The organism is Streptomyces sp. NPDC007162, from assembly GCF_040634175.1.
GTDB lineage: Bacteria > Actinomycetota > Actinomycetes > Streptomycetales > Streptomycetaceae > Streptomyces.
Window position 1 is genome coordinate 1 of record NZ_JBEYFC010000059.1, and the last position, 20,017, is coordinate 20,017.

The 20,017-nt window shown below is 71.7% G+C and carries 18 protein-coding genes; 4 read left to right on the forward strand and 14 right to left on the reverse strand.

All coding sequences use genetic code 11. The features are described from left to right. Positions 1-201: 201 nt before the first annotated feature. The 8 genes from ABZ646_RS10030 to ABZ646_RS10065 form a co-directional block, all read right to left on the reverse strand. Positions 202-813: a hypothetical protein gene (locus tag ABZ646_RS10030; RefSeq protein WP_360515379.1), complete on the reverse strand. Its 612-nt coding sequence runs from the start codon at positions 811-813 to the stop codon at positions 202-204. Further along, positions 806-1,321: a hypothetical protein gene (locus tag ABZ646_RS10035; RefSeq protein WP_360515382.1), complete on the reverse strand. Its 516-nt coding sequence runs from the start codon at positions 1,319-1,321 to the stop codon at positions 806-808. The genes ABZ646_RS10030 and ABZ646_RS10035 overlap by 8 nt, the downstream gene beginning before the upstream one ends. Positions 1,322-3,482: 2,161 nt before the next feature. Then, the gene (locus ABZ646_RS10040) at positions 3,483-3,653 is read right to left on the reverse strand and encodes a DUF6760 family protein (RefSeq protein ID WP_165941477.1); all 171 of its coding nucleotides are present in this window, start codon (positions 3,651-3,653) and stop codon (positions 3,483-3,485) included. Further along, positions 3,650-4,120: a hypothetical protein gene (locus ABZ646_RS10045; RefSeq protein ID WP_132888527.1), complete on the reverse strand. Its 471-nt coding sequence runs from the start codon at positions 4,118-4,120 to the stop codon at positions 3,650-3,652. Before ABZ646_RS10045 ends, ABZ646_RS10040 begins: the two co-directional genes overlap by 4 nt. Next, positions 4,120-4,563, reverse strand: a complete 444-nt coding sequence (locus ABZ646_RS10050; RefSeq protein WP_046726369.1) for a phage tail protein — start codon at positions 4,561-4,563, stop codon at positions 4,120-4,122. The genes ABZ646_RS10045 and ABZ646_RS10050 overlap by 1 nt, the downstream gene beginning before the upstream one ends. 62 nt (positions 4,564-4,625) lie before the next feature. Then, complete coding sequence (locus tag ABZ646_RS10055) at positions 4,626-6,218, reverse strand: phage tail sheath subtilisin-like domain-containing protein (protein ID WP_360515385.1); 1,593 nt, start codon at positions 6,216-6,218, stop codon at positions 4,626-4,628. Positions 6,219-6,372: 154 nt separating this feature from the next. After that, entirely contained in the window at positions 6,373-6,546 is a 174-nt protein-coding gene (locus tag ABZ646_RS10060) for a hypothetical protein (protein WP_360515388.1), read from the reverse strand. A gap of 6 nt (positions 6,547-6,552) precedes the next feature. Beyond that, complete coding sequence (locus tag ABZ646_RS10065; protein WP_360515391.1) at positions 6,553-6,687, reverse strand: hypothetical protein; 135 nt, start codon at positions 6,685-6,687, stop codon at positions 6,553-6,555. A 577-nt stretch (positions 6,688-7,264) separates the two neighbouring features. Between ABZ646_RS10065 and ABZ646_RS10070 the strand changes: the two genes are divergently transcribed. Together ABZ646_RS10070 and ABZ646_RS10075 are read left to right on the forward strand one after the other, a co-directional pair. Next, positions 7,265-8,707 carry a hydrolase gene (locus tag ABZ646_RS10070; RefSeq protein WP_360515394.1) on the forward strand — a complete coding sequence of 481 codons (1,443 nt, stop codon included), beginning with the start codon at positions 7,265-7,267 and terminating at the stop codon, positions 8,705-8,707. Continuing rightward, positions 8,704-10,146, forward strand: a complete 1,443-nt coding sequence (locus ABZ646_RS10075) for an RICIN domain-containing protein (protein ID WP_360515397.1) — start codon at positions 8,704-8,706, stop codon at positions 10,144-10,146. Before ABZ646_RS10070 ends, ABZ646_RS10075 begins: the two co-directional genes overlap by 4 nt. Before the next feature lie 10 nt (positions 10,147-10,156). Here ABZ646_RS10075 and ABZ646_RS10080 read toward each other — a convergent pair whose 3' ends face one another. The 3 genes from ABZ646_RS10080 to ABZ646_RS10090 all read right to left on the reverse strand — a co-directional run bounded on the left by ABZ646_RS10080 (position 10,157) and on the right by ABZ646_RS10090 (position 13,570). Then, positions 10,157-12,139 (reverse strand): ATP-binding protein, encoded by a 1,983-nt coding sequence (locus ABZ646_RS10080; RefSeq protein ID WP_360515400.1) that lies wholly within the window; start codon positions 12,137-12,139, stop codon positions 10,157-10,159. Continuing rightward, positions 12,136-12,795, reverse strand: a complete 660-nt coding sequence (locus ABZ646_RS10085; protein WP_360515403.1) for a DUF4255 domain-containing protein — start codon at positions 12,793-12,795, stop codon at positions 12,136-12,138. Before ABZ646_RS10085 ends, ABZ646_RS10080 begins: the two co-directional genes overlap by 4 nt. A gap of 124 nt (positions 12,796-12,919) precedes the next feature. Continuing rightward, positions 12,920-13,570, reverse strand: coding sequence for a response regulator transcription factor (locus ABZ646_RS10090; protein WP_132888520.1), 651 nt, complete (start codon positions 13,568-13,570; stop codon positions 12,920-12,922). Positions 13,571-13,877: 307 nt separating this feature from the next. Here ABZ646_RS10090 and ABZ646_RS10095 point away from each other — a divergent pair, with 307 nt between their 5' ends. Further along, complete coding sequence (locus ABZ646_RS10095; RefSeq protein WP_360515407.1) at positions 13,878-16,604, forward strand: LuxR C-terminal-related transcriptional regulator; 2,727 nt, start codon at positions 13,878-13,880, stop codon at positions 16,602-16,604. An 11-nt stretch (positions 16,605-16,615) separates the two neighbouring features. On the opposite strand, the gene ABZ646_RS10100 is transcribed toward ABZ646_RS10095, so the two are convergent. Then, positions 16,616-17,851: an amidohydrolase gene (locus ABZ646_RS10100; protein ID WP_360515410.1), complete on the reverse strand. Its 1,236-nt coding sequence runs from the start codon at positions 17,849-17,851 to the stop codon at positions 16,616-16,618. A 160-nt stretch (positions 17,852-18,011) separates the two neighbouring features. Between ABZ646_RS10100 and ABZ646_RS10105 the strand changes: the two genes are divergently transcribed. Beyond that, complete coding sequence (locus ABZ646_RS10105) at positions 18,012-18,257, forward strand: antitoxin (RefSeq protein ID WP_360515413.1); 246 nt, start codon at positions 18,012-18,014, stop codon at positions 18,255-18,257. 12 nt (positions 18,258-18,269) lie between these two features. Here ABZ646_RS10105 and ABZ646_RS10110 read toward each other — a convergent pair whose 3' ends face one another. Both ABZ646_RS10110 and ABZ646_RS10115 read right to left on the reverse strand, forming a co-directional pair. After that, positions 18,270-19,208, reverse strand: coding sequence for an MIP/aquaporin family protein (locus tag ABZ646_RS10110; protein ID WP_360515416.1), 939 nt, complete (start codon positions 19,206-19,208; stop codon positions 18,270-18,272). A gap of 135 nt (positions 19,209-19,343) precedes the next feature. Continuing rightward, positions 19,344-20,009: an SDR family NAD(P)-dependent oxidoreductase gene (locus tag ABZ646_RS10115; RefSeq protein WP_360515419.1), complete on the reverse strand. Its 666-nt coding sequence runs from the start codon at positions 20,007-20,009 to the stop codon at positions 19,344-19,346. Positions 20,010-20,017 lie beyond the last annotated feature (8 nt).

A 20,017-nucleotide genomic window follows, 5' to 3' on the forward strand; every position in this document is an offset into this window, starting at 1 on the left:
TGTGCGTGGCCGTAGGACAGGACCTTGGCCTTGCCGTTCCGCGAGAACGAGGCTGTCGGCTCCAGCGCCTGAGATGGTTTGTTGGATCCAGCCGAGGACAACGATGCACTCGGCTGCGCGGGTTCCGTTACCGGGCGCGGAACCCCAAAGAGGTGGAGTGTCCGTGGCAGCCCGCACGAGGTGCGAGGCGTGCATGACGAGTCATTGGGCGTTGCCGAACGGATCGTTCTTGACGACTTTCAAGCTGATCTTCGAACTCTCCGCCGCCTCCTTGAGGCCGGAGGCCGTGATGTCTGCCTTGGTCGGCCACGTGGTTCCCGGCCAAACGCCGTCAGCCTTCTCGGTCACGGAGAAGGGAGATGTCTGCCGGCTGCCTACGACTGTCACGGTGACTGTGTAAGTCATACGTTTGCCACCGGTGTTTTGAATGGTCAGCGGTACAACGACCCGTCCCGACTCCAGGCGCGGTGTGTACGCGATGACCTCGCCACCCACTGCCGTGGCCGCGGCCTTGCCGAACCCGTAGTCACCGGGGCCCGGGACAGCGGTGTTCGTCGGGTTGACGGGATCTCCGCTGGGGGCGGCGGCCGCGCGCTGGGCAGCTGCCTTCTGTGCTGCCTTGCTGAGGTTGTCGGCCGTGTCCGACGGCTTGGGTGCTGCCCCGGCAGCTACCGAGGACCGCAGCGAGGTAGAGGCGTCGGGCTGGTGGCTCGTCTGGGTGCCGCAGGCGGTCAGAGCAAGTGGTGCCGCTGCCAAGGCTATTAACAGGAAGTGCGCGGAGACCCGGTTCTTGCCGGGCAGGTGGTCAGTCACAGCTGAACATATACTCGGACGTGAAGTTGATGTACAAGCTGCTGGAGCTCTGGCCCATTTTGGTTGTAACGGGCGCACAGACGTCACTGGAGACGTTGACGGGGCCAGCGTACTCGCTGAAGTTCCCGGAGTCCGTGTCGCAACCGGTGCCGTCCACCTTGCACACGTGCAGATACATGTACTGCGACTTCCCGACATTGTTGTCGAGGATCGCACACCCCTTGCCAGCGTTCACATAGGAGTACAGCGTGGCCAGCCGCTGGCTGGGGTCCACACCATCAGGAAGCGGCTCGGCTCGGAACAACGTGTATCCGGACCCGCAGACGGTAGCCGCCGCGACTGCGGCTTGAGGGTCGGCCTGGACAAGAGCTCGCGTTGTCGCGTCGGCTCCACGCGAGATCGAAACGGCGGGTTGGTCGACAGCCACCGCCTGCGGCGAGGCCAGCACGCCTAAGGCCAGGACCGCAGCAGCGGTGACAGCACGCAGGCTTGCTCTCAGCTTCGACACGTGTGGTAGCCCCCTAGAAGAGCACGTCACAGGTGGGTAGATGACGCCGTTCCAGCACGAGCACCCCCCACCGCCGGCGGAGCGATCCAAGCCGGTTGCGGAGTGCCGGGGCATGGATCATTGCCCCACAGATCCGCTCACATGTTCGGAACGCCGACGCCAAGGTAGTCATGGCCTGGAACTTTTAAAAGCGATTTACCGTGGGCCCGTAATCGCATGGCCTAAAGTCGTGAATTCAAGGAATCGCCAAGTGAAAGTCTAGAGACGGCAGATAAACGGCCAGGAAGTCAATATTCACCAAATAAATCGCCTAGTAGACGTCAAGGATGGGTGATCGGTCACATATCGTCGATCTTCACCTGGCGACGCGAGACGGCCCGCGCCGCCATGGGACGACTGAAAACAGGAGCCCAGCTGGTGAGCTGCTGGAGGTCTGCGACGAGCCGGGGCCATTGCGTCCTTGGGCCGCGCGGGGTGGGCGATCTTCTGCCGGTGTTGCCGGTGCTCTGCCAATTGCTGTCGTCAGGCGGCCTGGTCGCGTCGGCGGAGGTCGGCGACGGTCGCGCTTGTCCGAACTCCCGTGCACGCGACTATGAACGCGCTGGTCACGCGTGCAGGCGACCGCGCTCAGCCTCAGGCCGCTGCCGTTTCCGCCGTCGGAGACGACCTCGAAAACCTGGTCCTTCGTCCGCACAGGGCGCGTTCCTCTTCGCGAGAGCGGCCTTCGACGCTTTGACTGCCTTCACTCCGGCTTCGGCGCATCGCAGGAGCCAAGTGGCACGTAGCTCTGAGTAACTAAACGGGGCTGTGGTCGCGGTTGAAGGACAGCGAAGTGGGCGTGGGCCGCCTCGACGGCCCCGGGATACCCCCCCGCGCTGGCGTGCTCGGCCAGGGCCCGATAGACGCTCGCCGTCGAGGGGTTCTGTCTCCTGCGCTTGCCTGTGTACGGGCGCTGCTGGACGAATGCGACTGTGGCGCCCCGTCCAGTCTGCAGTTTCTGTCCCTTCCTGGGAAAGTTGCTGGCAGCGCGTTGTGGCCTGGGGCGAGGATCAGCCCCTGCGGCGGCCGTGGGGTGGTGTGCGGCCGGGAGAGCCGGGACCGGGGGGCTTCGTGGTGGTGTTTGAGTTCTGCTGTGCGGACTGATCCCGGTGCGGTGGAGCGGTAGCCGCTGCGGCGGTTCGCTTGTCTTCGGGGTTTTATCCGCGTGGCGTCGGAAAACCGCAGGTCGAAGGCTCCTCGGATCGAGCAGTCACGACCAGGTGGGCCGCGTGCCGGTTGGCGGGGCCGGGGCCGCCGGAGTCGCCTGCGGCGCCCACGCCACCGGCACCGCGCCCGAAGCCGTAGCGGCAGTCGCCGAGGGGGCCGACGTGGACCGCTGGACGGCGGGCGCCGCGCCCTTGACCGGCGCGGTGGCAGGAGTCGGCAGCGCCGCCGTACTCCCCCCGTTCCCCACGGCCCCCACGGCTCCTCCGGCCCTCGCCGTCCCCGGACTCTGCGCGACCGCACCACCACCGCGCCGCCCCATCAACGGCACCCGCTGTACCGCAGCCGCCACGAACCCTCGCGGCCCACCCCCACCCACGGGACGAGTCACACCACTTGAACCGCTTGCACCGCCACTCGAACCACCCGCCTGCACCGAACCGGCCGAGCCCACCGGACCGGCCGAACCGGCCCCGACCGCCCGCAACGGCACCACCGGCACCGCCGCCCTACGGCCACCCTGCGCCCCGGTGGGCCTGGTCGGTCCCACCGGTCCCGCCAACGGCAGTGCCTGCGCGGGGCGTTCGAGACCGCCCAACGCTCCCGCTCCCGCCAGCCCCGTGGCGCCGCCACCGCTCGCCAGGTTCGCGCTCGACTCGCCGTCCAGGACCGCGTGTGAGCGTGTGCCCATGAACGACGGGTTCTGCCACGTCGGCAACCGCCCGCCGAACCCCGAGTCCGCGACCGGGCCACCCGTCCCCAGCGCACGCTGGATCGGCGGCAGCCCCGACCAGGCCGCCGCCACCACGGGACGCGCCCCCACACCACGGGCCTCGTCCCCGACCGACCCCGAGGCCGACCCTCCGACCGACCCCGAAGCCGGACCCGACGCCCCACCCCCGGCATCGCCGCCGGTGCCGCGGTCGCGTCCCCGTGCTCGGTCCCAGAAGCCCACCGTTCAGCCCTCCGTACCGGCGGCGGTCGCCGCCCTGGTCACCAGGGACGCGATCTCGGCCGTGTAGCGGCGGCGGTCGGCGTGCTCCAGGTCCAGGATGTCCTCGAGGTTCCAGTGGAAGTGGTAGGCGACGTACGCGATCTCCTCGTGCAGCCGGTCGGTCGCGTACGTCACGATTCCCCCAGGCGGCTCCCGCCGAGTTCCACCTCGAAGGGCTCCGAGCAGTGCGGGCAGTTGACCGCGGCCCGGGTGTGGCCCTCCGCGTTGATCTGGCGGTAGAAGTCCTGGAGGAACGCCAGGTCGGAGGCGAACATGTTCTCCACGATGCCGTCGTGCATGAGCGGCAGCGTGCCGAGCCGGGTGATGACCCGGCCCAGCAGGACCACCGACAGGAACGCCGGGTTCTCCTGGACACGGATGTCCCGGAGCGGGATCAGCTCGTCCCGTGCCGTCGACAGCCGCATCACGCCGTCGCGGTGGACGGTGCCCTGCTCGTCGACGTACCCGCGGGGCAGCTGGAACGGGAACTCCGTGCGCAGCACCTCGCGGGGCGCCTCCGGTTGCGGGGCGGCCGGGGGCGCCGTCACCTCCGGTGCGAGCGGCGCCCCCACGCTCCCGGCCCTGCCGGCCGAACGCCTCATTACTCGATGACCAGTTCTTCGAACGTGATGGTCACCGACTCGGTCAGCGCGGACGCCTCGCCCGCCTTGACCGTGCTGGTGTCGATCTTGCTGCACCAGGCGTTGCGCAGGTTGTAGCGCTTCACCGGGGTGTTCTGGAAGTCCATCATGATGATGGTGGCGTTCTTGCGGGCCGTGGCCATCTGGCCGTTGATCGACTCGTTGATCCACTGCGTGAACGACGACGACTGGGTCATACCGCGTACGACCGTGCAGGTGCCGTTCTTCTTCACGCCCGGCAGGTTGCGGACGTGGTTCTTCCCGTCCGGCGTGTTCTGCTGGTAGGTGATGACGTCCTGCTCCATCGACAGGCCGCTGACCTCGGCGAGGTACTCGACCATCACGCCGTCGATCTGGAGGCCGAAATTGTGTGATGTGAGGGCGTCACCCGGCTGGAGACTCATCTCTTACTGCCCGTTCTGCTGAAGTTGCCTGAAAACAAGGGGGTTGGGGACCGCCCGGCCCGCTACTCCTGGAGTTCGCCGCTGCCGCTGGAGAACTGGGCCAGCCGGAAGATCACGAACTCGGCGGGCTTGACCGGCGCGATGCCGATCTCGCAGATCACGCGGCCGACGTCGACCGACTCCGGCGGGTTGGTCTCCTCGTCGCACTTGACGTAGTACGCCTCCTCGGGCCGCTGCCCGAACAGGGCGCCGCTGCGCCACTCGTTGACGAGGAACGCGGAGATGTTGCGCCGGATACGGGCCCAGAGGTTGTGGTCGTTGGGCTCGAAGACCACCCACTGGGTGCCGATCAGGATCGACTCCTCCAGGTAGTTGAAGTACCGGCGGATGTTCAGGTAGCGCCAGGCCGGGTCGGAGGAGAGGGTGCGGGCGCCCCAGATGCGGATGCCGCGGCCCGGGAAGGCGCGGATGCAGTTCACGCCGATCGGGTTGAGCAGGTCCTGCTCACCGCGGGTGATCTGGAGCTCCAGGTCGACCGCGCCGCGGATGACCTCGTTCGCGGGGGCCTTGTGGACGCCGCGCTCGGCGTCGTTGCGGGCCCAGACGCCGGCCACGTGACCGGACGGCGGGATCAGCCGGGACGTGCCGGACGACGGGTCGAAGGTCTTGATCCAGGGGTAGTACAGGGCCGCGTACTTGGAGTCGTAGCCGGCCGTCTCCTGGCGCCAGACCCGGATCTGGCGGGCGTTGAGGCCCGGCGGCGGGTCGATGACCGCGACCCGGTCACCCATCAGCTCGCAGTGCGCGATCAGACCGAGCTGGACGGCCTTGACGGCCTCCAGGTCGATCGCGCCGCGCTGGTAGGCGGCCATCAGGTCGGGCACCGCCACCATGGACACCTCGTCGACGGCCTCCAGACCGCCGAAACCGGTGCGGTCGGCGGAGTCTCCGAGGTAGGTGGCGGGGCCGGGGTGGGAACCGGCGTCCACGACGGGGGGCGCGGACGCCGGTGTCTGGGTCGGTACCACGAGGGCCACCGTCTGGTTGTCCGGACGGGCCAGCTGCGCGGCGGGCGCGGCCTCGGTCACGGTGATGAGCTTGGAACGTTCCTTGACCTGGGTGACGACGTAGTTGCGGCCGCCCTTCTTCGCGGTCACGTCGAAGGTCTCGACGGGCTTGCCGCCGTCCTTGACGACCAGCTTGAAGCGCTCGGCCGGACCCTCGCCCTCCGGGTCGGTGACCTCGACGCTCAGGTCGCCGGAGGCCACCGCGCTCACCGTGAAGGTGCCCAGCTGCTTGGCCTCGCCGGCCGGCAGTGCAGCGGGGGCGGCCGAACCGCCGACGGCCGCCGGGGACCTGGCGCCCTCCACGGACCCTTCGGCCCCTTCGGAGGTGCCGCCGACCCGGACGACGTACGCGGCCGTGCCGCCGTTGTTGAAGAAGCCGTAGACGGAGTGCGCGAGGTAGTACCCGTCGGTGAACTCACCGAAGGCCGCGACGTACTGCGTCCAGTTGGTCACCAGGGTCGGCTCGTTCAGCGGACCGGTCGGGGCCAGGCCCACGAAGGCCGCCACCGACGTGCCCACCCCCTCGATGGGGCGCGAGCCGCTGGCCACCTCCTCGACGTAGACGCCGGGCGACAGGTAGGACGGCATGCTCTGCTCTCCTCGGGGTACGAGACAGGAACGTCTCCCACCCTCACGCGCGAGGCCCGTCCGCCGAAACGGCCCGAGGTGCCTGCCCGAGGGCAGTCCGCGTGCCCGGAAGGGCAGGACACGAGGACCGGTCGGCCGTACCGGCGCCGGATGCTCAGCGCAGCGTGATGGTCAGCATCGCGCCGACCAGGTTGGTGTTCCCGGGAGTGGCCCAGCACTCGTGCCAGGTGCGCCCGGCCTCCCTGCCGTACATGCGGAAATACCAGAGCGGGTCGCCGCTGTCGAGGGTGGAGCGGCCGCCGGGCTGCTCGCGGGCATAGTTCTCCATGGTGACCTAGTCCTCGCCGGCCTTCGCCACCACACCGCCGAAGTGGTAGGGCATGGAGCGGTCGCCGGTCGCCCGCATCTCCGCGAGCCGGCCCGCGTCGGACTCGGCCTTCACCATCATCACGTGCCCGACCTTCGGCATCTTGGCGTGCGGTGTCGCCCTTCTTGAAGGCGTCCTTGAGGCGCTTCTCGTACTAGGCCGGCCGCGGCGCGCTTCTGGATACGCGGTTCGAGCGGGCTCCAGGACGAACGCACCGCGTCGGCGACCGAGTCCCGCTGCACCACCGCGTCCCGCTCGGCGACCGCGTCCCGCTGGACGGCCGCATCCTGCGGGGCGGCCGTCTCCTCCTCGACGTGCCCGCAGCCGGCGGTGTGCTGGTGCCGGTCACGCTGCACGGCACGGGCGACCGCCGCGTTGCCGGCCGTGGCCTAGAGGTGCGCCAGCCGGGCCGTCGTCGCCGGCCGCGGCACGGACGGGCGGGGCGCGCGGCCCGCGTCGCGGTCCGGTGCGGAACCCGTGCTTGAGCGTGCGTATGCCTGCATGTACCGTCCTCTCGCCTCTCGTCGTTCTACCCGGGTCGGCGGCGGGACTGAAGAGCCGCAGGGGCACTCCTGGCACCCGGCCCTTCGTCCGGACGGCCAACTGAACGGCTCGTTCGGGCACTTGATGCTGCCCTCGTTCCTGCGACACCGTCACGGGCCGCCCGTAGCGTGTCGACGTGAGCCTGTGGACCTCCCTGGAACCCGCCTCCGCGACCGTCGACCCGGGCGGCAGCACGCGCGTACGCCTGCGGCTGCGCAACACCGGAGACGTCGTCGACGAGTACCGCTTCGAACCGGTCGGGCCCATCGCCCCCTGGACGACGGTCGAACCCCAGACCCTCCGCCTCTACCCGGGAACGACCGGCACCGTCGAGCTCACCTTCGCACCACCGCGCACCTCCGACGCCACCGCCGGACCCAACCCCTACGCCATCCGCATCACCCCCACCGAACACCCCGAGGCCGTCACCGTCCCCGAGGGCAACCTCACCATCACCCCCTTCACCGAACTCCGGGCCGAACTCGTCCCACCCACGGTCAAGGGCCGCTTCCGAGGCCGCCCCAAACTCGCCATCGACAACCTCGGCAACACCAAACTCACCGCCTCCGTCAGCGGCAGCGACAACGGCGACCAGCTCTCCTACGACCTCCACCCCAGCAACGTCCAGATCGAACCCGGCCGCGCCGCCTTCATCGACGCCACCCTCAAACCCCGCAAAATCATCTGGTTCGGACCCAAGGAACAACGGCCCTACCGGCTGACGGTGCAGCGTTCGGGCGTGCAACCGGAGCCCGTCGACGGAACCTACGTCCAGCGCGGTTTCCTGCCCCGCTGGCTGGCCACCCTCTTCGGCACCCTGCTGGCCCTCGCCATCGCCTTCGCCATGATCTGGTTCAACTACAAACCCCAGGTCAAGAGCCTCGCCCAGGAACAGGTCCAGGAAGCCGGCGTCAGCAGCATCGCACCCAGCCCGAGCGCCACGCCCACTCCGCCGCCCGCGCCCAGTGTGACGCCCCCGTCGGCGCCCACCGCGAACCCCGGGGCCGGCGCCGACGGCGGTGGCGGGGGCGGCGGGGGCGGGGGCGCGACGGCGACCGTCACCGCCAAGCCCAAGCAGGACACGGCGGCGACCGCCGTCAACCGCCTCGCCGCCGACGACCCGGCCGGACGGCACATCTGCTACCGCTCCTACATCCAGGGCACCGGCTGGCAGAAGCCCGTCTGCGACGGCACCATGTCCGGCACCGTCGGCAAGAACCTGCCGATCAAGGCCATCAACCTCGCGGTGTACGGGGTCCAGGGCTCCGCCGCCAACTGGTTCCACTACAACTCCCGGTCCACCGACGGCCAGGGCGCGTGGAACCCGGACTGGACGGCGATCACCGCTGACGGCAAGGACAACTACATCGGCAGCACCAAGGCGTCCGACCCCTACATCGAGGGCTTCGCCTACAACGTCGGCAACGGCCACGCCTGCAACTACGCGAAGGTCCGCGACCACGACTGGGGCGACCAGTGGTGCTCGGGTCCCCGCAGCGACAACAACGGACTCGACTTCGTCGGCACCCTCGACAACACGCTCTGGCTCGAAGCCTTCAAGCTGACGGTGACGCCGTGAGCCTGTGGACCTCCCTGGAACCCGCCTCCGCGACCGTCGACCCGGGCGGCAGCACGCGCGTACGCCTGCGGCTGCGCAACACCGGAGACGTCGTCGACGAGTACCGCTTCGAACCGGTCGGGCCCATCGCCCCCTGGACGACGGTCGAACCCCAGACCCTCCGCCTCTACCCGGGAACGACCGGCACCGTCGAGCTCACCTTCGCACCACCGCGCACCTCCGACGCCACCGCCGGACCCAACCCCTACGCCATCCGCATCACCCCCACCGAACACCCCGAGGCCGTCACCGTCCCCGAGGGCAACCTCACCATCACCCCCTTCACCGAACTCCGGGCCGAACTCGTCCCACCCACGGTCAAGGGCCGCTTCCGAGGCCGCCCCAAACTCGCCATCGACAACCTCGGCAACACCAAACTCACCGCCTCCGTCAGCGGCAGCGACAACGGCGACCAGCTCTCCTACGACCTCCACCCCAGCAACGTCCAGATCGAACCCGGCCGCGCCGCCTTCATCGACGCCACCCTCAAACCCCGCAAAATCATCTGGTTCGGACCCAAGGAACAACGGCCCTACCGGCTGACGGTGCAGCGTTCGGGCGTGCAACCGGAGCCCGTCGACGGAACCTACGTACAGCGCGGTATCCTGCCCCGCTGGCTGGCCACCCTCTTCGGCACCCTGCTGGCCCTCGCCATCGCCTTCGCCATGATCTGGTTCAACTACAAACCCCAGGTCAAGAGCCTCGCCCAGGAACAGGTCCAGGAAGCCGGCGTCAGCAGCATCGCACCCAGCCCCTCGGCCAGTGCCCCGCTGGTGGCCGCCCCCGCGCCCACGCCGTCAGCGGTCGCGCAGCAACCGGAGAACGACGCCCCCGCCGCGCCGGACACCCAGTCGGGCGGCGGAGGCGGCCAGGGCCAGGCCGCGCCCAAGCCGAAGAAGAAGACCGCGAAACCGGTCGTACCGGCCACGAACATCCTGCTGCGCGACACGACGACGAAGAAGTGCGCGGACATCCCCGGCTACGGCAACGGCACCAGCGACGGCCCGGTGCGCGAGTTCACCTGCGACGAGACCACCGCCGACAACCAGCTGTGGGACCTGGAGGTGCGCTACCCGAAGGGCGGCCCCGGCTCGGCCGCGCTCTTCCAGATCCGCAACGCCAAGGACCAGCTCTGCATGGACCTGCCCGGCTACGGGTCCGCCAAGCTGTCCTCGCCGATCACCGAGTACAAGTGCGACGGTACGAAGGCCGACAACCAGCTCTGGTGGGTCGACAAGCAGCCCAGCGGCGCCTACTGGATCCGCAACTTCGCCAGCGACAACCTCTGCCTGGACGTGGCCGGCTTCAGCACCGGCGGCAACGACACCAACCTGACCCTGTACTACTGCTCGAACACCGACGACCAGGAGTGGGGGATCGTCCGCCCGTCCGGCGACTAGGGCCTGTGGCTCACCAGCCGCCGGGCACCAGGCGGCCCGCCTTGCGGTACTCGCGGCGGGCGCCTTCCAGGAGGTCGGCCGCGGTGACCCGCTCCGCACGGCCGGCGGCCAGGTAGGCGGCGGTCACCACGGCGCTCCGGATCGAGCCGCCCGCCAGTTCGAAGTCCCGTGCCAGCGGCCGCAGTTCCATGTCCTCCTCGCCCGGGACGTGCGCCAGCCCGTGGTGCCACAGGGCCAGCCGCTGCTCCTCGTCGGGGAACGGGAAGTCGATCACCAGGTCGAGACGGCGGGTGAAGGCCTCGTCGATGTTGGCACGCAGGTTGGTGGTCAGCAGCGCGATGCCGTTGAAGGCCTCCAGGCGTTGCAGCAGGTACGCCGACTCCAGGTTGGCGTAGCGGTCATGGGCGTCCTTGACCTCGGACCGCTTGCCGAAGACGGCGTCGGCCTCGTCGAAGAGCAGCACGGCGTCCGTGCGGTCCGCCTCGCTGAAGATCCGCTCCAGGTTCTTCTCGGTCTCGCCGACGTACTTGTCGACGACGGAGGAGAGCTGCACGACGTAGAGGTCCAGGCCGAGTTCGGCCGCCACCACCTCCGCGGACAGCGTCTTGCCCGTCCCGGACTCCCCGGCGAACAGCCCCAGCACCCCGCGGCCCCGGCCGCCGCCGGCGCTCAGCCGCCAGTCGCCGAGCACCCGGTCGCGGTGCCGGGCCCGCAGCGCGAGTTCCCGCAGTTCGGTGAGCGGGCGTTCGGGGAGCACCAGGTCCCGCCAGTCGACCGCGGGACGGATCCGGCGGGCGTGCTGTTCGAGCCCGGACGCCGACTGCTGGCGGGCGGCCAGCCGCAGGTGCCCGGCGGCCAGCGGGGTTCCGTCGAAGGCGGCGAGGTCCTGCGCGGCGCGGGCCGCGCGGGCGAGCCGGTCGCCGCCCAGGTGGTACGGGGCGACGGTGGCCGCGAGGTCGAAGCCGGGGTCGGCGGGCAGGGCGGCCGCCCAGGCGTCCAGGGCCGAGGCCCCCTGGGAGGGGACCTCCAGGACGAGGGGGTCGCGGTGGTCGCACCACTGCGGGTCGTAGGGGCGGGCGGCGGTCAGCAGTACGGTGACGTCCTCGGCGGCCGTGCCCAGCGCCCTCACCAGCCGACCGGGTTCACCGCCGGCCTCGACGAGCAGCGCCCGCCCGCTCAGCCGCGCCTCCAGCAGCAGCTCGGGGACCTGCTCCTCGGTCGCCGCGGTACAGCGCCAGGCGGCCACCCCCGCGTGCCGCAGCGCCGCCACCGCACACCCGAGCCCCTCCCCCTCCCGCCGCTCGCGCAGGTAGACGAACCCGGCCCCGCCCCCGGCCCACCCGGCCAGCCTCCGCACGAACTCCGCGCCACCGTCCGCACGATCGGGCGCGAGGCCGTCGTACGACGGCTCGCGCAGCAGTCCGGACAGTTCCGGGGCCGGGGTGTCGTCGCCCAGAAGGTGGGCCAGCACCCGGTCGGGGATGCGCAACGAGCGGCTCAGGAAGGGGCGTTCGGGTTCCTCCACGGTGAGCAGGCCGAGCGCGGTGAGCGGGGCGGTCGGATGGAAGCGGGCGCGGGCCCCGGCGAGGTGGGCGGGGACGCCGTACAGGTCGAGGGCGAGACCGGTGGTGGCGCGACGGCGGCCGACGTCGTCGTTGAGGTAGCCGTACAGCGGCTCGAAGGTGCGGTCCAGGTCGGGCGCGAGGGCGATGAGGAGGATCGCGGCGTCGAGGTGGGTGAGGCGCAGGCGGACGGCGAGTTCGGCGAGGCGGTCGGGGAACTCCTCGTCCAGGGCGGGCAGTTCGGCCGGTTCCGGTGCCGGGCTCAGGAGGTGCCGTACCGCCTCCTCGGAGAGGTAGAGCCCGCGCAGCGGGTCGGTGGCCGTGGGGTCACCGGCCGAGCGGTGCTCGACGAGGGCGGCGGTCCGCTCACGCAGACCGGCCAGCCTGGCCAGCAGCGGCGCGACCGGCTCCAGGGAGACGTCCAGGGTCACGCGCGCCCCTTCCGGGCGGCCCGGGCCTCGGCGACCTGACCGGGCCGGTGGGCCCGCTCCTCCAGCACCGGGGCGGTCTCGTCCAGCCCGTCCCGTACCCGGACGGCGGCGCCCTCGGTGACGGGCGGCCCCGCGTCGTACTCCGGGTAGGCCGGGAAGGGCGCGGTGATCACGACGTCCAGGGACGGCTTCAACTCACCGCCGAGCGCGGACCAGATCTCGGCGAGGGAGCGCGCCTCGGACTGGATGCCGGCGCAGGAGAGCGGGATCGTCAGCCCCAGCGCGCCGAGCGAACCCGGCAGTTCGGAGGGATGGATCAGCTCCCTCGGGATCAGCGTCGCCAGCACGGCGCTGATCAGCCGGTGTTCGTCCTCGGGCCGCTTGGTCCACGCCGTCACCAGGTACGACAGCCGGAACCAGCGGGGCGGCTGGCGGCGCTTGACGACGACGTCCCGCTCGTCGCGGATGTCGATGTGCCCGCGCTGCCGCCGGTGCACGTCCTCCCGGATGTCGTACAGATAGGTGTTGATCACGGGGCCGTTGCGACGGGCCGACCAGTCACGGGTCGGCGCGTCGAAGGAGACGTCGATGCCGGAGCCCGCCAGCGCGCCCCCGGTCAGCAGGTTCCGCAGCACCTGGTCCACCTCGTGGATCACGCCGAACTCACCGCTCCCTGCTCACCTGTCGCCCAGCCTCCATCCTGCCGCCCACCGGGCGCGCCCCGCAGGCACCGCCGGGCAGACCGCGCTGCCCGGGAGCCGGTGCCCGCTGCCCCTTCGGTCAGATGTAGCCTTCGCGGAGGGCATGGGCCACGGCGTGGGCCCGGTTGCGCAGGTGCAGTCGGGTCGTCAGCCCGTGCATGACGTTCTTGACGGTGCGCTCGGAGTAGGACAGCTTGCTGGCGATCTCACCGGTGTCGAGCCCCTCGGCGACCAGCCGCAGTACGTCCACCTCGCGGGCGGACAGTCCGGACGCCGGGGCGCCCGGACGCCCGGCGGCGTTACGGTGCAGCGTGCCGACCTGGTTGATGAGCCTGCCGAGCAGATCGGCGGGCAGGTCGCCGTCGCCCCGCGCCGCCGCCAGCACCGCCTGGGCGACCCGGAGTTCGGTGGCCTCGTGGCGCCAGACGATGGCGCCCACCCCGCACTCGATCACGTCGAGCAGCTCCGTCTCGCGCAGCGCCCCGACGACGAGCACGGCCCGCGCGCCCTCGCTGCGCACCACCCGGCGCAGCCGGGTCAGCACCGGTTCGTCGAGGCCGTCGCTGATGAGCAGCGCGACGGTGCCGGGGCCGCCCTCGGACTCCTCGCGGACCTCGATCTCCGGGTGCCGGCGCAGCTGGCTGAGCGCGCCCTCACGGGAGATGGGGTCCGGGGCGTACACGGTGACGGGCGTGCGTCCGACCGACGCAGATGAGCTGTGGCTGGCCAACCGCTTCCCCTATGGACACGTGCCCGTCACCCCTGAGGGAACGGTGACAGGCGGGATCACTCCAGCCTGCTGTGCCCAAAGGGGCAAGGACAATCGTGGACCACCACGACAGCGACCACGAGATGTGGGACCGGGTCGGGGACCGAGGAGGTCACATGTCGGCCGCGGGCCGGAGAAAACCACAGCCCCGTATCAATTGTGCCGTCCACGCAACAAAGGCCCCCGCCCCCGTGGCCCCTCCACAACCTGTCCCACCTCCACCGCCTCTAACCCCCCGAACCCACACGCGCACCGCGAGGAGCCAGGAATGACCCATCCGTCCCCTGAACTCGCCGACGTCACACACCTGTTGGCCGAGGAAGCCGAGCGCACGCGGACCGGCAGCGGCCGGCTCGTGCTTCTCCGGGGCGCCACCGGAACCGGCCGCACCACCGTCCTGGAAGCCGCCGCCGCCCAGGCGACCACCCTCGGCCTGCGCACGCTCCGCGCCCGCTGCTCCCCGGCCGACACCCCCATCTCCTTCGCCACCGTCCTCCAACTCCTCGGCCCGGTGCCGGAGTTCGCGGACCTCGCGGTCGACGGCGACGAGCGGGCCACCGCCGCCGGGCTCTGGCGACTGCTGCGCGCCTACGCCGACGCCTCCCCCCTCCTCGTCGCCGTGGACGACGTGCACCTCGCCGACGCCCCCTCGCACCGCTGGCTGGTGGAGTCAGCCCGGCACATAGACCGCTTACCGATCCTCCTCGTGGTCAGCGAGCGCAGCCAGTACGACCTCGACCCGCCCACCCCCGGCTTCGCCCACACCCTCCCCCCGGCACTCATCCGCACCCACACCCTCGCCCCCCTCGCCCCCGGGGCCGCCGCCGCCCGGGTGCGCGAGCGGTTCCCCGACGCGCCCCGGTCCTGGGTCGACGACTGCGTGCACGCGGCGGCCGGCAGCCCCCTGCTGCTGCGCGCCCTCCTGGACGACCTCGACACCGCCCGGCACCCGGAGGTCCCCGAGACGACCGCCGCCCTCTACCCCGGCGCCTACCCGGCGGCCGTCCGCTGGTGGCTGGACAGCGCCGGTCCGGCCACCACCGAGGTCGCCCGTGCCCTCGCCGTCCTGGAGGAGAACCCCGGCACCGGCCTGCCCGACAACGAAGTCACCCCGCTCCTCGCCGAGCTGGCCGACGCCGACCCCACCCGGGTGGCCGGCTGGCTCACCGCCATGACCAACCTCGGCCTGCTCACCCTCGGCCCCGACGGCCGCCCGCACTACGCGCACCCCCTGCTGCGCGACGCGGTCCTCGCCGGTGTCCCCGCGGCCCGCCGCCGCACCGCGCACCGGGCCGTCGCCGAGGCGATGCTGCGTCAGGACGCGCCGGCCGAGTCCGTCGCCCGCCAACTGCTGTCGACCGGCCCGGTGGGCTCCCCCTGGGCACCGCCGCTGCTCCAGGACGCGGCGGCCCTCGCCCTCTACGAGGACCGCGCCGAGGACGCCGTCGCCTATCTGCGCCGCGCCCTGGAGGAACCCCTCGCCGACGACCACCGGCAGCGGCTGCTGACCGAACTGGGCTCACTGGAGTACGCGGCGCCCCGCTCCTCCGCCGCGATACCCCGGCTCGCCGAGGCGGTCCGGCTGCCCGCCACCCCCCAGAACCGGGTGCGCGCGGCCGTCGCCCTCGGCACCGCGCTCACCGGCCGGGGCCGCACCCGCAAGGCCGTCGAACTGCTGCGGTCCGTGGACGGCGAGCTGACCGGCCGCCCCGACCTGACCCGCACCCTGCACACCGCCTCCGTACTCCTCTCCGACCAGGACCAGGAGATACGGCAGGAGCTCTACCGGCGGCTGTCCGAGACCGCCGACCGCTCCCCGGAACTGGTCGGCACGGCGGGCCGGGCCCTGCTCGTACGGCACTCGGCGTCCGCCGGGCTCATCTCGGCCCGGGAGGCGATGCGGGAGCTGCGCACCCTGCTCGCCGCACCCGCCGACCCGCTCACCGAGCCGTTCCTGGTCGGTACGGCGGCCACGGTCGCCCAGTGGGCCGACGAACTCGACGAAGCCGACCGGCTGGTGGACCGCGGCCTGGCCGGACAGCGCCCCGACCTGCTGCACCCCATGCACCAGGCCCTGATCAACTGCCGTACGGACATCGCGGCGGCCCGCGCCGACCACACCCGCCCGGCCGCCGTCCCCGAGTCGCTCACGCCGACCAACGCGCACGCGCACCTGCTCGTCGCCCTCGTGGAGACGGGCCGTACCGCGCGGGCGGAGGAGCTGGTCGCCGGGCTCGACCTGCGGGAGGCGGCGGACTCCTGGGAGCTGAACCGGTTCCTCTACGCGCGGGGAGTGGTGCGGGCCGCCGCCGGTGACCCGGCCGCCGCACTGCTCGACTTCCTGGAGTGCGGGCGCCGCCAGGCGGCCCGTGAGGTGGTCAGCCCGCTGGTCACCCCCTGGCGGACGGCCGCCGCCGAGTGCCGGCTGGCCCTCGGCCGCCCCCTGGAGGCCATCGCCCTCGCCGAGGAGGAGCTGCGGCTGGCCCGCGTCTGGGACACCCCGCGCACGGTGGGGCGGGCCCTGCGCGTCCTCGGTACGGCGACCGGCGGCCGGCGCGGCCTGGAACTCACCGAGGAGGCCGTACGACTGCTGCGGGACGCCGGTCCGGCCGGTACCGAACCGGCACTGGCCCTGCTGGCGCTCGGCCGCCAGCTGGCCGCCGCCGGAGAGGCGGCCCTCGCCCGCGACTGTCTGCGGGAGGCCGCCGGGCACGCCGAACGACTGGGCGCCGTACGGCTGGTGGAGCTGGCCGAGGGAAGTCTGCGGCAGGGTGGCGCCCGGTCGCCCCGGCGCCGCACCGGCGCCGCCTCCCTCACCGGCAGCGAGCGCCGGATCGCGGAACTCGCCGCCGAGGGACGCACGAACGGGGAGATCGCGGCGCTGCTCCATCTGGCCCGTCGCACCGTGGAGACCCATCTCACGCACACCTACCGCAAGTTGGGCATCCGCCGCCGCACGGACCTGCGCCCGGCCCTGGAGCAGGGGCCCCGGTGAGGCAGGGGGCGTCAGGGGGCCAGCCAGTGGGCCGCCGCCGCGAGCAGCGCCCGTACGCCCGTCTCGATCGTCGGGTCCGGGACGGGGGCGAAGTGCGGGGAGTGGTTGGAGGGGATCTGCGGCGGGATGCCGTCGCGGACCAGGGACTCCAGGTCGACGTCCGCGTAGAGCGCCAGGTCGGTGCCGCCGACGAACCAGAAGACGGAGGGCGCGCCCAGGGTCGTACCGAAGGTGCCGAAGTCCTCGCTGTTGGGGACCGGTGAGGTCAACTCGAAGGTGAGGCCGGGGAATTCGGCGGCCAGTGCGGTCTGGACGGCCTCGGTCGCCTCGGGGTCGTTGTGGGTGACCGGGAAGGAGTCGACGGGGACGATCTCCGGTTCCCGCGGCGCGGCGGAGGCGGCGGCCTCGGCCCGGACGATCCGCTCGACGGCCGCCAGCACCCGTTCCCGTACGGCCGCCGTGGTGGACCGTATGTTGATCCTCAGTTCGACACTGTCCGGGATGATGTTGTCCTTGGTCCCGCCGTGGATCGAGCCGACCGTGACGACGGCCTGCTGGCCCGCGGCCACCTCCCGGGAGACGACCGTCTGCAGCCGCATCACCACGGCGGCGGCCAGCACCACCGGATCGACGGTCGCCTCCGGCGTGGACCCGTGCCCGCCCCGCCCGAACAGCGTGACCCGCAGGCTGTCCGCGCCCGCCATCAACGCCCCGGCCCGGGTCCCGACCAGACCGGCCGGTGCGCCCGCCACATGCTGGGCCAGGCACACGTCCGGCCGCGGGAACCGGTCGGCGAACCCGTCCGCGAGCACCTTCGGCGCCCCGCCCACCTCCTCGGCCGGCTGGAACACCGCCACCACCGTCCCGCGCCACCCGTCCCGTACGGCGGCCAGCTGCCCGGTCGCCCCCAGCAGCCACGCCACATGCATGTCGTGCCCGCACGCGTGCATCACCCCGTCGTTCGTCGACGCGTACGGCAGCCCGGTCTGCTCGGTGACCGGCAGCGCGTCCATGTCGGCCCGCAGCAGGACGACCGGACCGTCCCCGTTGGCCAGCACGCCCACCACCCCGGTGCCGCCGACCTCCTCGGTGACCTCCCAGCCCTGCGCCCGCAGCCGCTGGGCGACCAGGGCCGCGGTCCGCACCTCCTGGAAGGACAGCTCCGGATGCGCGTGCACGTCCTCGTAGAGTGCGCGCAGCTCGGGCAGCCGCTCGCGCAGACCGGTCAGAAGGGGACTGGTGCTCATGGCGTGTCTCCAGGGGTGAAGGGGCCGCTCGGCCGTCGGGTCCCGGATCGGCAACTGCCTCGTGACGGTACTTCACGTGCCGGCCCGCTCCCCGCACGCCCTCACCGGTGCCTCAGGCGCCGTCTTGCCCGAACGGGCCTTCTCCGGTGACGATTCCGGCATGTTCGATGGACTCGACGGACTCAAGGACCTGGCGGACAGGGCGAAGGACAAGGCCGAGGACATCGCCCGGCAGCACGGCGACGTCCTCGACAGCGGCCTGGAGAAGGCCGGTGACCTGATCGACGAACGGACCGACGGCAAGTACGCCGAGCAGATCGACACGGGGGTCACCAAGGCACAGCAACTGGTGGAGCGCCTGGGCCGGCAGGCGGAGCCATCGCCGGATGCCTCGGCGGAATCTTGACCGCCCCGGCCGTCAGTCCTCGTCCACGGTGGGCCGGGTGCGGCCGGGCTCCGGCAGTTCGCCCAGCTTGAGCCGGGCGTGCAGCACGTCGCCGATGAACAGGTCGTAGACGAGCACACCGATCACGCCGCCGATCAGCGGACCGACGATCGGGATCCACCAGTAGCCGCTGAACCACGCCCCGTCCCCCGGGAACGCGTAGCTCTTCCACCCGGCGAGCCAGGTGAGCAGCCGCGGCCCGAAGTCACGGGCGGGGTTGATGGCGTAGCCGGCGTTCGCGCCGTAGGACATGCCGATGGCGGCGACGACGAGGCCGATGATGAACGGCCCGAGGTTGGCCCCCACGGCCGTGTTGCGCATGTCGATGACCGCGACGATCAGCATGACCAGGAAGGCGGTGCCGACGATCTGGTCGATCAGCGGCCCCCAGGTCCCGCCGTGGAAGTACGGCGCCGGGAAGGTCGCGAAGATCGAGAAGGTGGCCTCGGTGTGCCCGCCGACCTTGGGCGGTCTGGACGCGGCGTCGAAGGCGCTGATCGCGTCGTGGTAGACGAGGTAGACCAGCGCGGCGCCGGTGAGCGCGCCGAGCACCTGCGACACCCAGAAGGGCACCACTTTCGCCCAGGGGAACCTGCGGCGCACGGCGAACGCGAGGGTCACCGCCGGGTTCAGATGGGCACCGCTGACGCCACCGGCCACATAGACGCCGAAGGTGACGGCGAAGGCCCAGCCCCAGGTGATCAGGAGCCAGTCGCCGGCGGCGAGGAAGATGGTCGTGGGCGTCGCCGCACGCCCGGACCCGGGCAGTGCCGCGACGGCCGTGGCCACGACACCGCACCCGAACGAGATCAGGACGAAGGTCCCGAGGAACTCTGCCAGGCACTCACCGAGCAGGCCTCCACGGCTTCTCAGCCGGGAGGGCTTGAGGAGCGGAGGAATTTCCACAGCCATCGCTGGCCCCCTTTAGCCATCGCCGGCTCCCGGTGGGGAGCAATCAGGCCGAACACCATTTTGGCCCACAAATGATGTTTGCGCAGATTTGCCCGAACGGCACGGCGGCGGGTGCCGGGGCGGCTGTGCCGCCGGTCAGCTCTCCAGGTCGTCGGCGTAGTGCCGGAACCCGTGCCGGTCTCGGTGCATCCCCCAGAGCGTCTCGGCGAGGACGGCCGGGTCCTTCCTCGGGTGCCCGGGCACGATCGCCCCCGGAACGACCAACTGCCCCACGTGGATGCCCTCCCCGGCGAGCCGGTCGTGCAGGAGGTGCCCGTACGCGCTCTCGGCGGCGAAGGCGATGGAGGTTCCGGCCCGGTCCGGGTGCGGGATGACGGCGGTGCCCCCGTTGACGAACAGGATGGTCCCGCGTCCCAGCTCCCGCATGCCCGGCAGCACCTGCTGCACCGCGGCGACGGGCCCGTACACCGAGAACTCGACCGGCCCGCGCAGGTCGGCGTGGGTGGTCTCCAGCACGGGCCGCATGAAGTCCGCCTGCGGCACGGGGCTGTACTGGAGCACCTCGACGGTCCCCAGCTCCTGCGCCGCCCGCGCCAGTGCCGCGGCGAGGGCGTCCGGGTCCCGCACGTCGGCGGAGTACCCCCGGGCTTCGATGCCGAGCCCGGACAGCTCCCGGACGAGAGCGTCGAGCCGCCCGCCGTCCCGGGCGACGAGCGCCACCCCGAACCCCTCCCGCCCGAAGCGCCGGGCGACCGCGGCCCCCAGCCCCGGTCCGGCCCCCACGATGGCAACACTGCTCACGACGCGCC

Excerpts from the sequence above, each read along its gene's own strand:
- ABZ646_RS10110 (WP_360515416.1), bottom strand. The coding sequence starts at position 19,208 with ATGGCTGTGGAAATTCCTCCGCTCCTCAAGCCCTCCCGGCTGAGAAGC.
- ABZ646_RS10095 (WP_360515407.1), top strand. The coding sequence starts at position 13,878 with ATGACCCATCCGTCCCCTGAACTCGCCGACGTCACACACCTGTTGGCC.
- ABZ646_RS10050 (WP_046726369.1), bottom strand. The coding sequence starts at position 4,563 with ATGAGTCTCCAGCCGGGTGACGCCCTCACATCACACAATTTCGGCCTC.
- ABZ646_RS10045 (WP_132888527.1), bottom strand. The coding sequence starts at position 4,120 with ATGAGGCGTTCGGCCGGCAGGGCCGGGAGCGTGGGGGCGCCGCTCGCA.
- ABZ646_RS10065 (WP_360515391.1), bottom strand. The coding sequence starts at position 6,687 with ATGCCGAAGGTCGGGCACGTGATGATGGTGAAGGCCGAGTCCGACGCG.
- ABZ646_RS10105 (WP_360515413.1), top strand. The coding sequence starts at position 18,012 with ATGTTCGATGGACTCGACGGACTCAAGGACCTGGCGGACAGGGCGAAG.
- ABZ646_RS10055 (WP_360515385.1), bottom strand. The coding sequence starts at position 6,218 with ATGCCGTCCTACCTGTCGCCCGGCGTCTACGTCGAGGAGGTGGCCAGC.
- ABZ646_RS10060 (WP_360515388.1), bottom strand. The coding sequence starts at position 6,546 with ATGGAGAACTATGCCCGCGAGCAGCCCGGCGGCCGCTCCACCCTCGAC.
- ABZ646_RS10100 (WP_360515410.1), bottom strand. The coding sequence starts at position 17,851 with ATGAGCACCAGTCCCCTTCTGACCGGTCTGCGCGAGCGGCTGCCCGAG.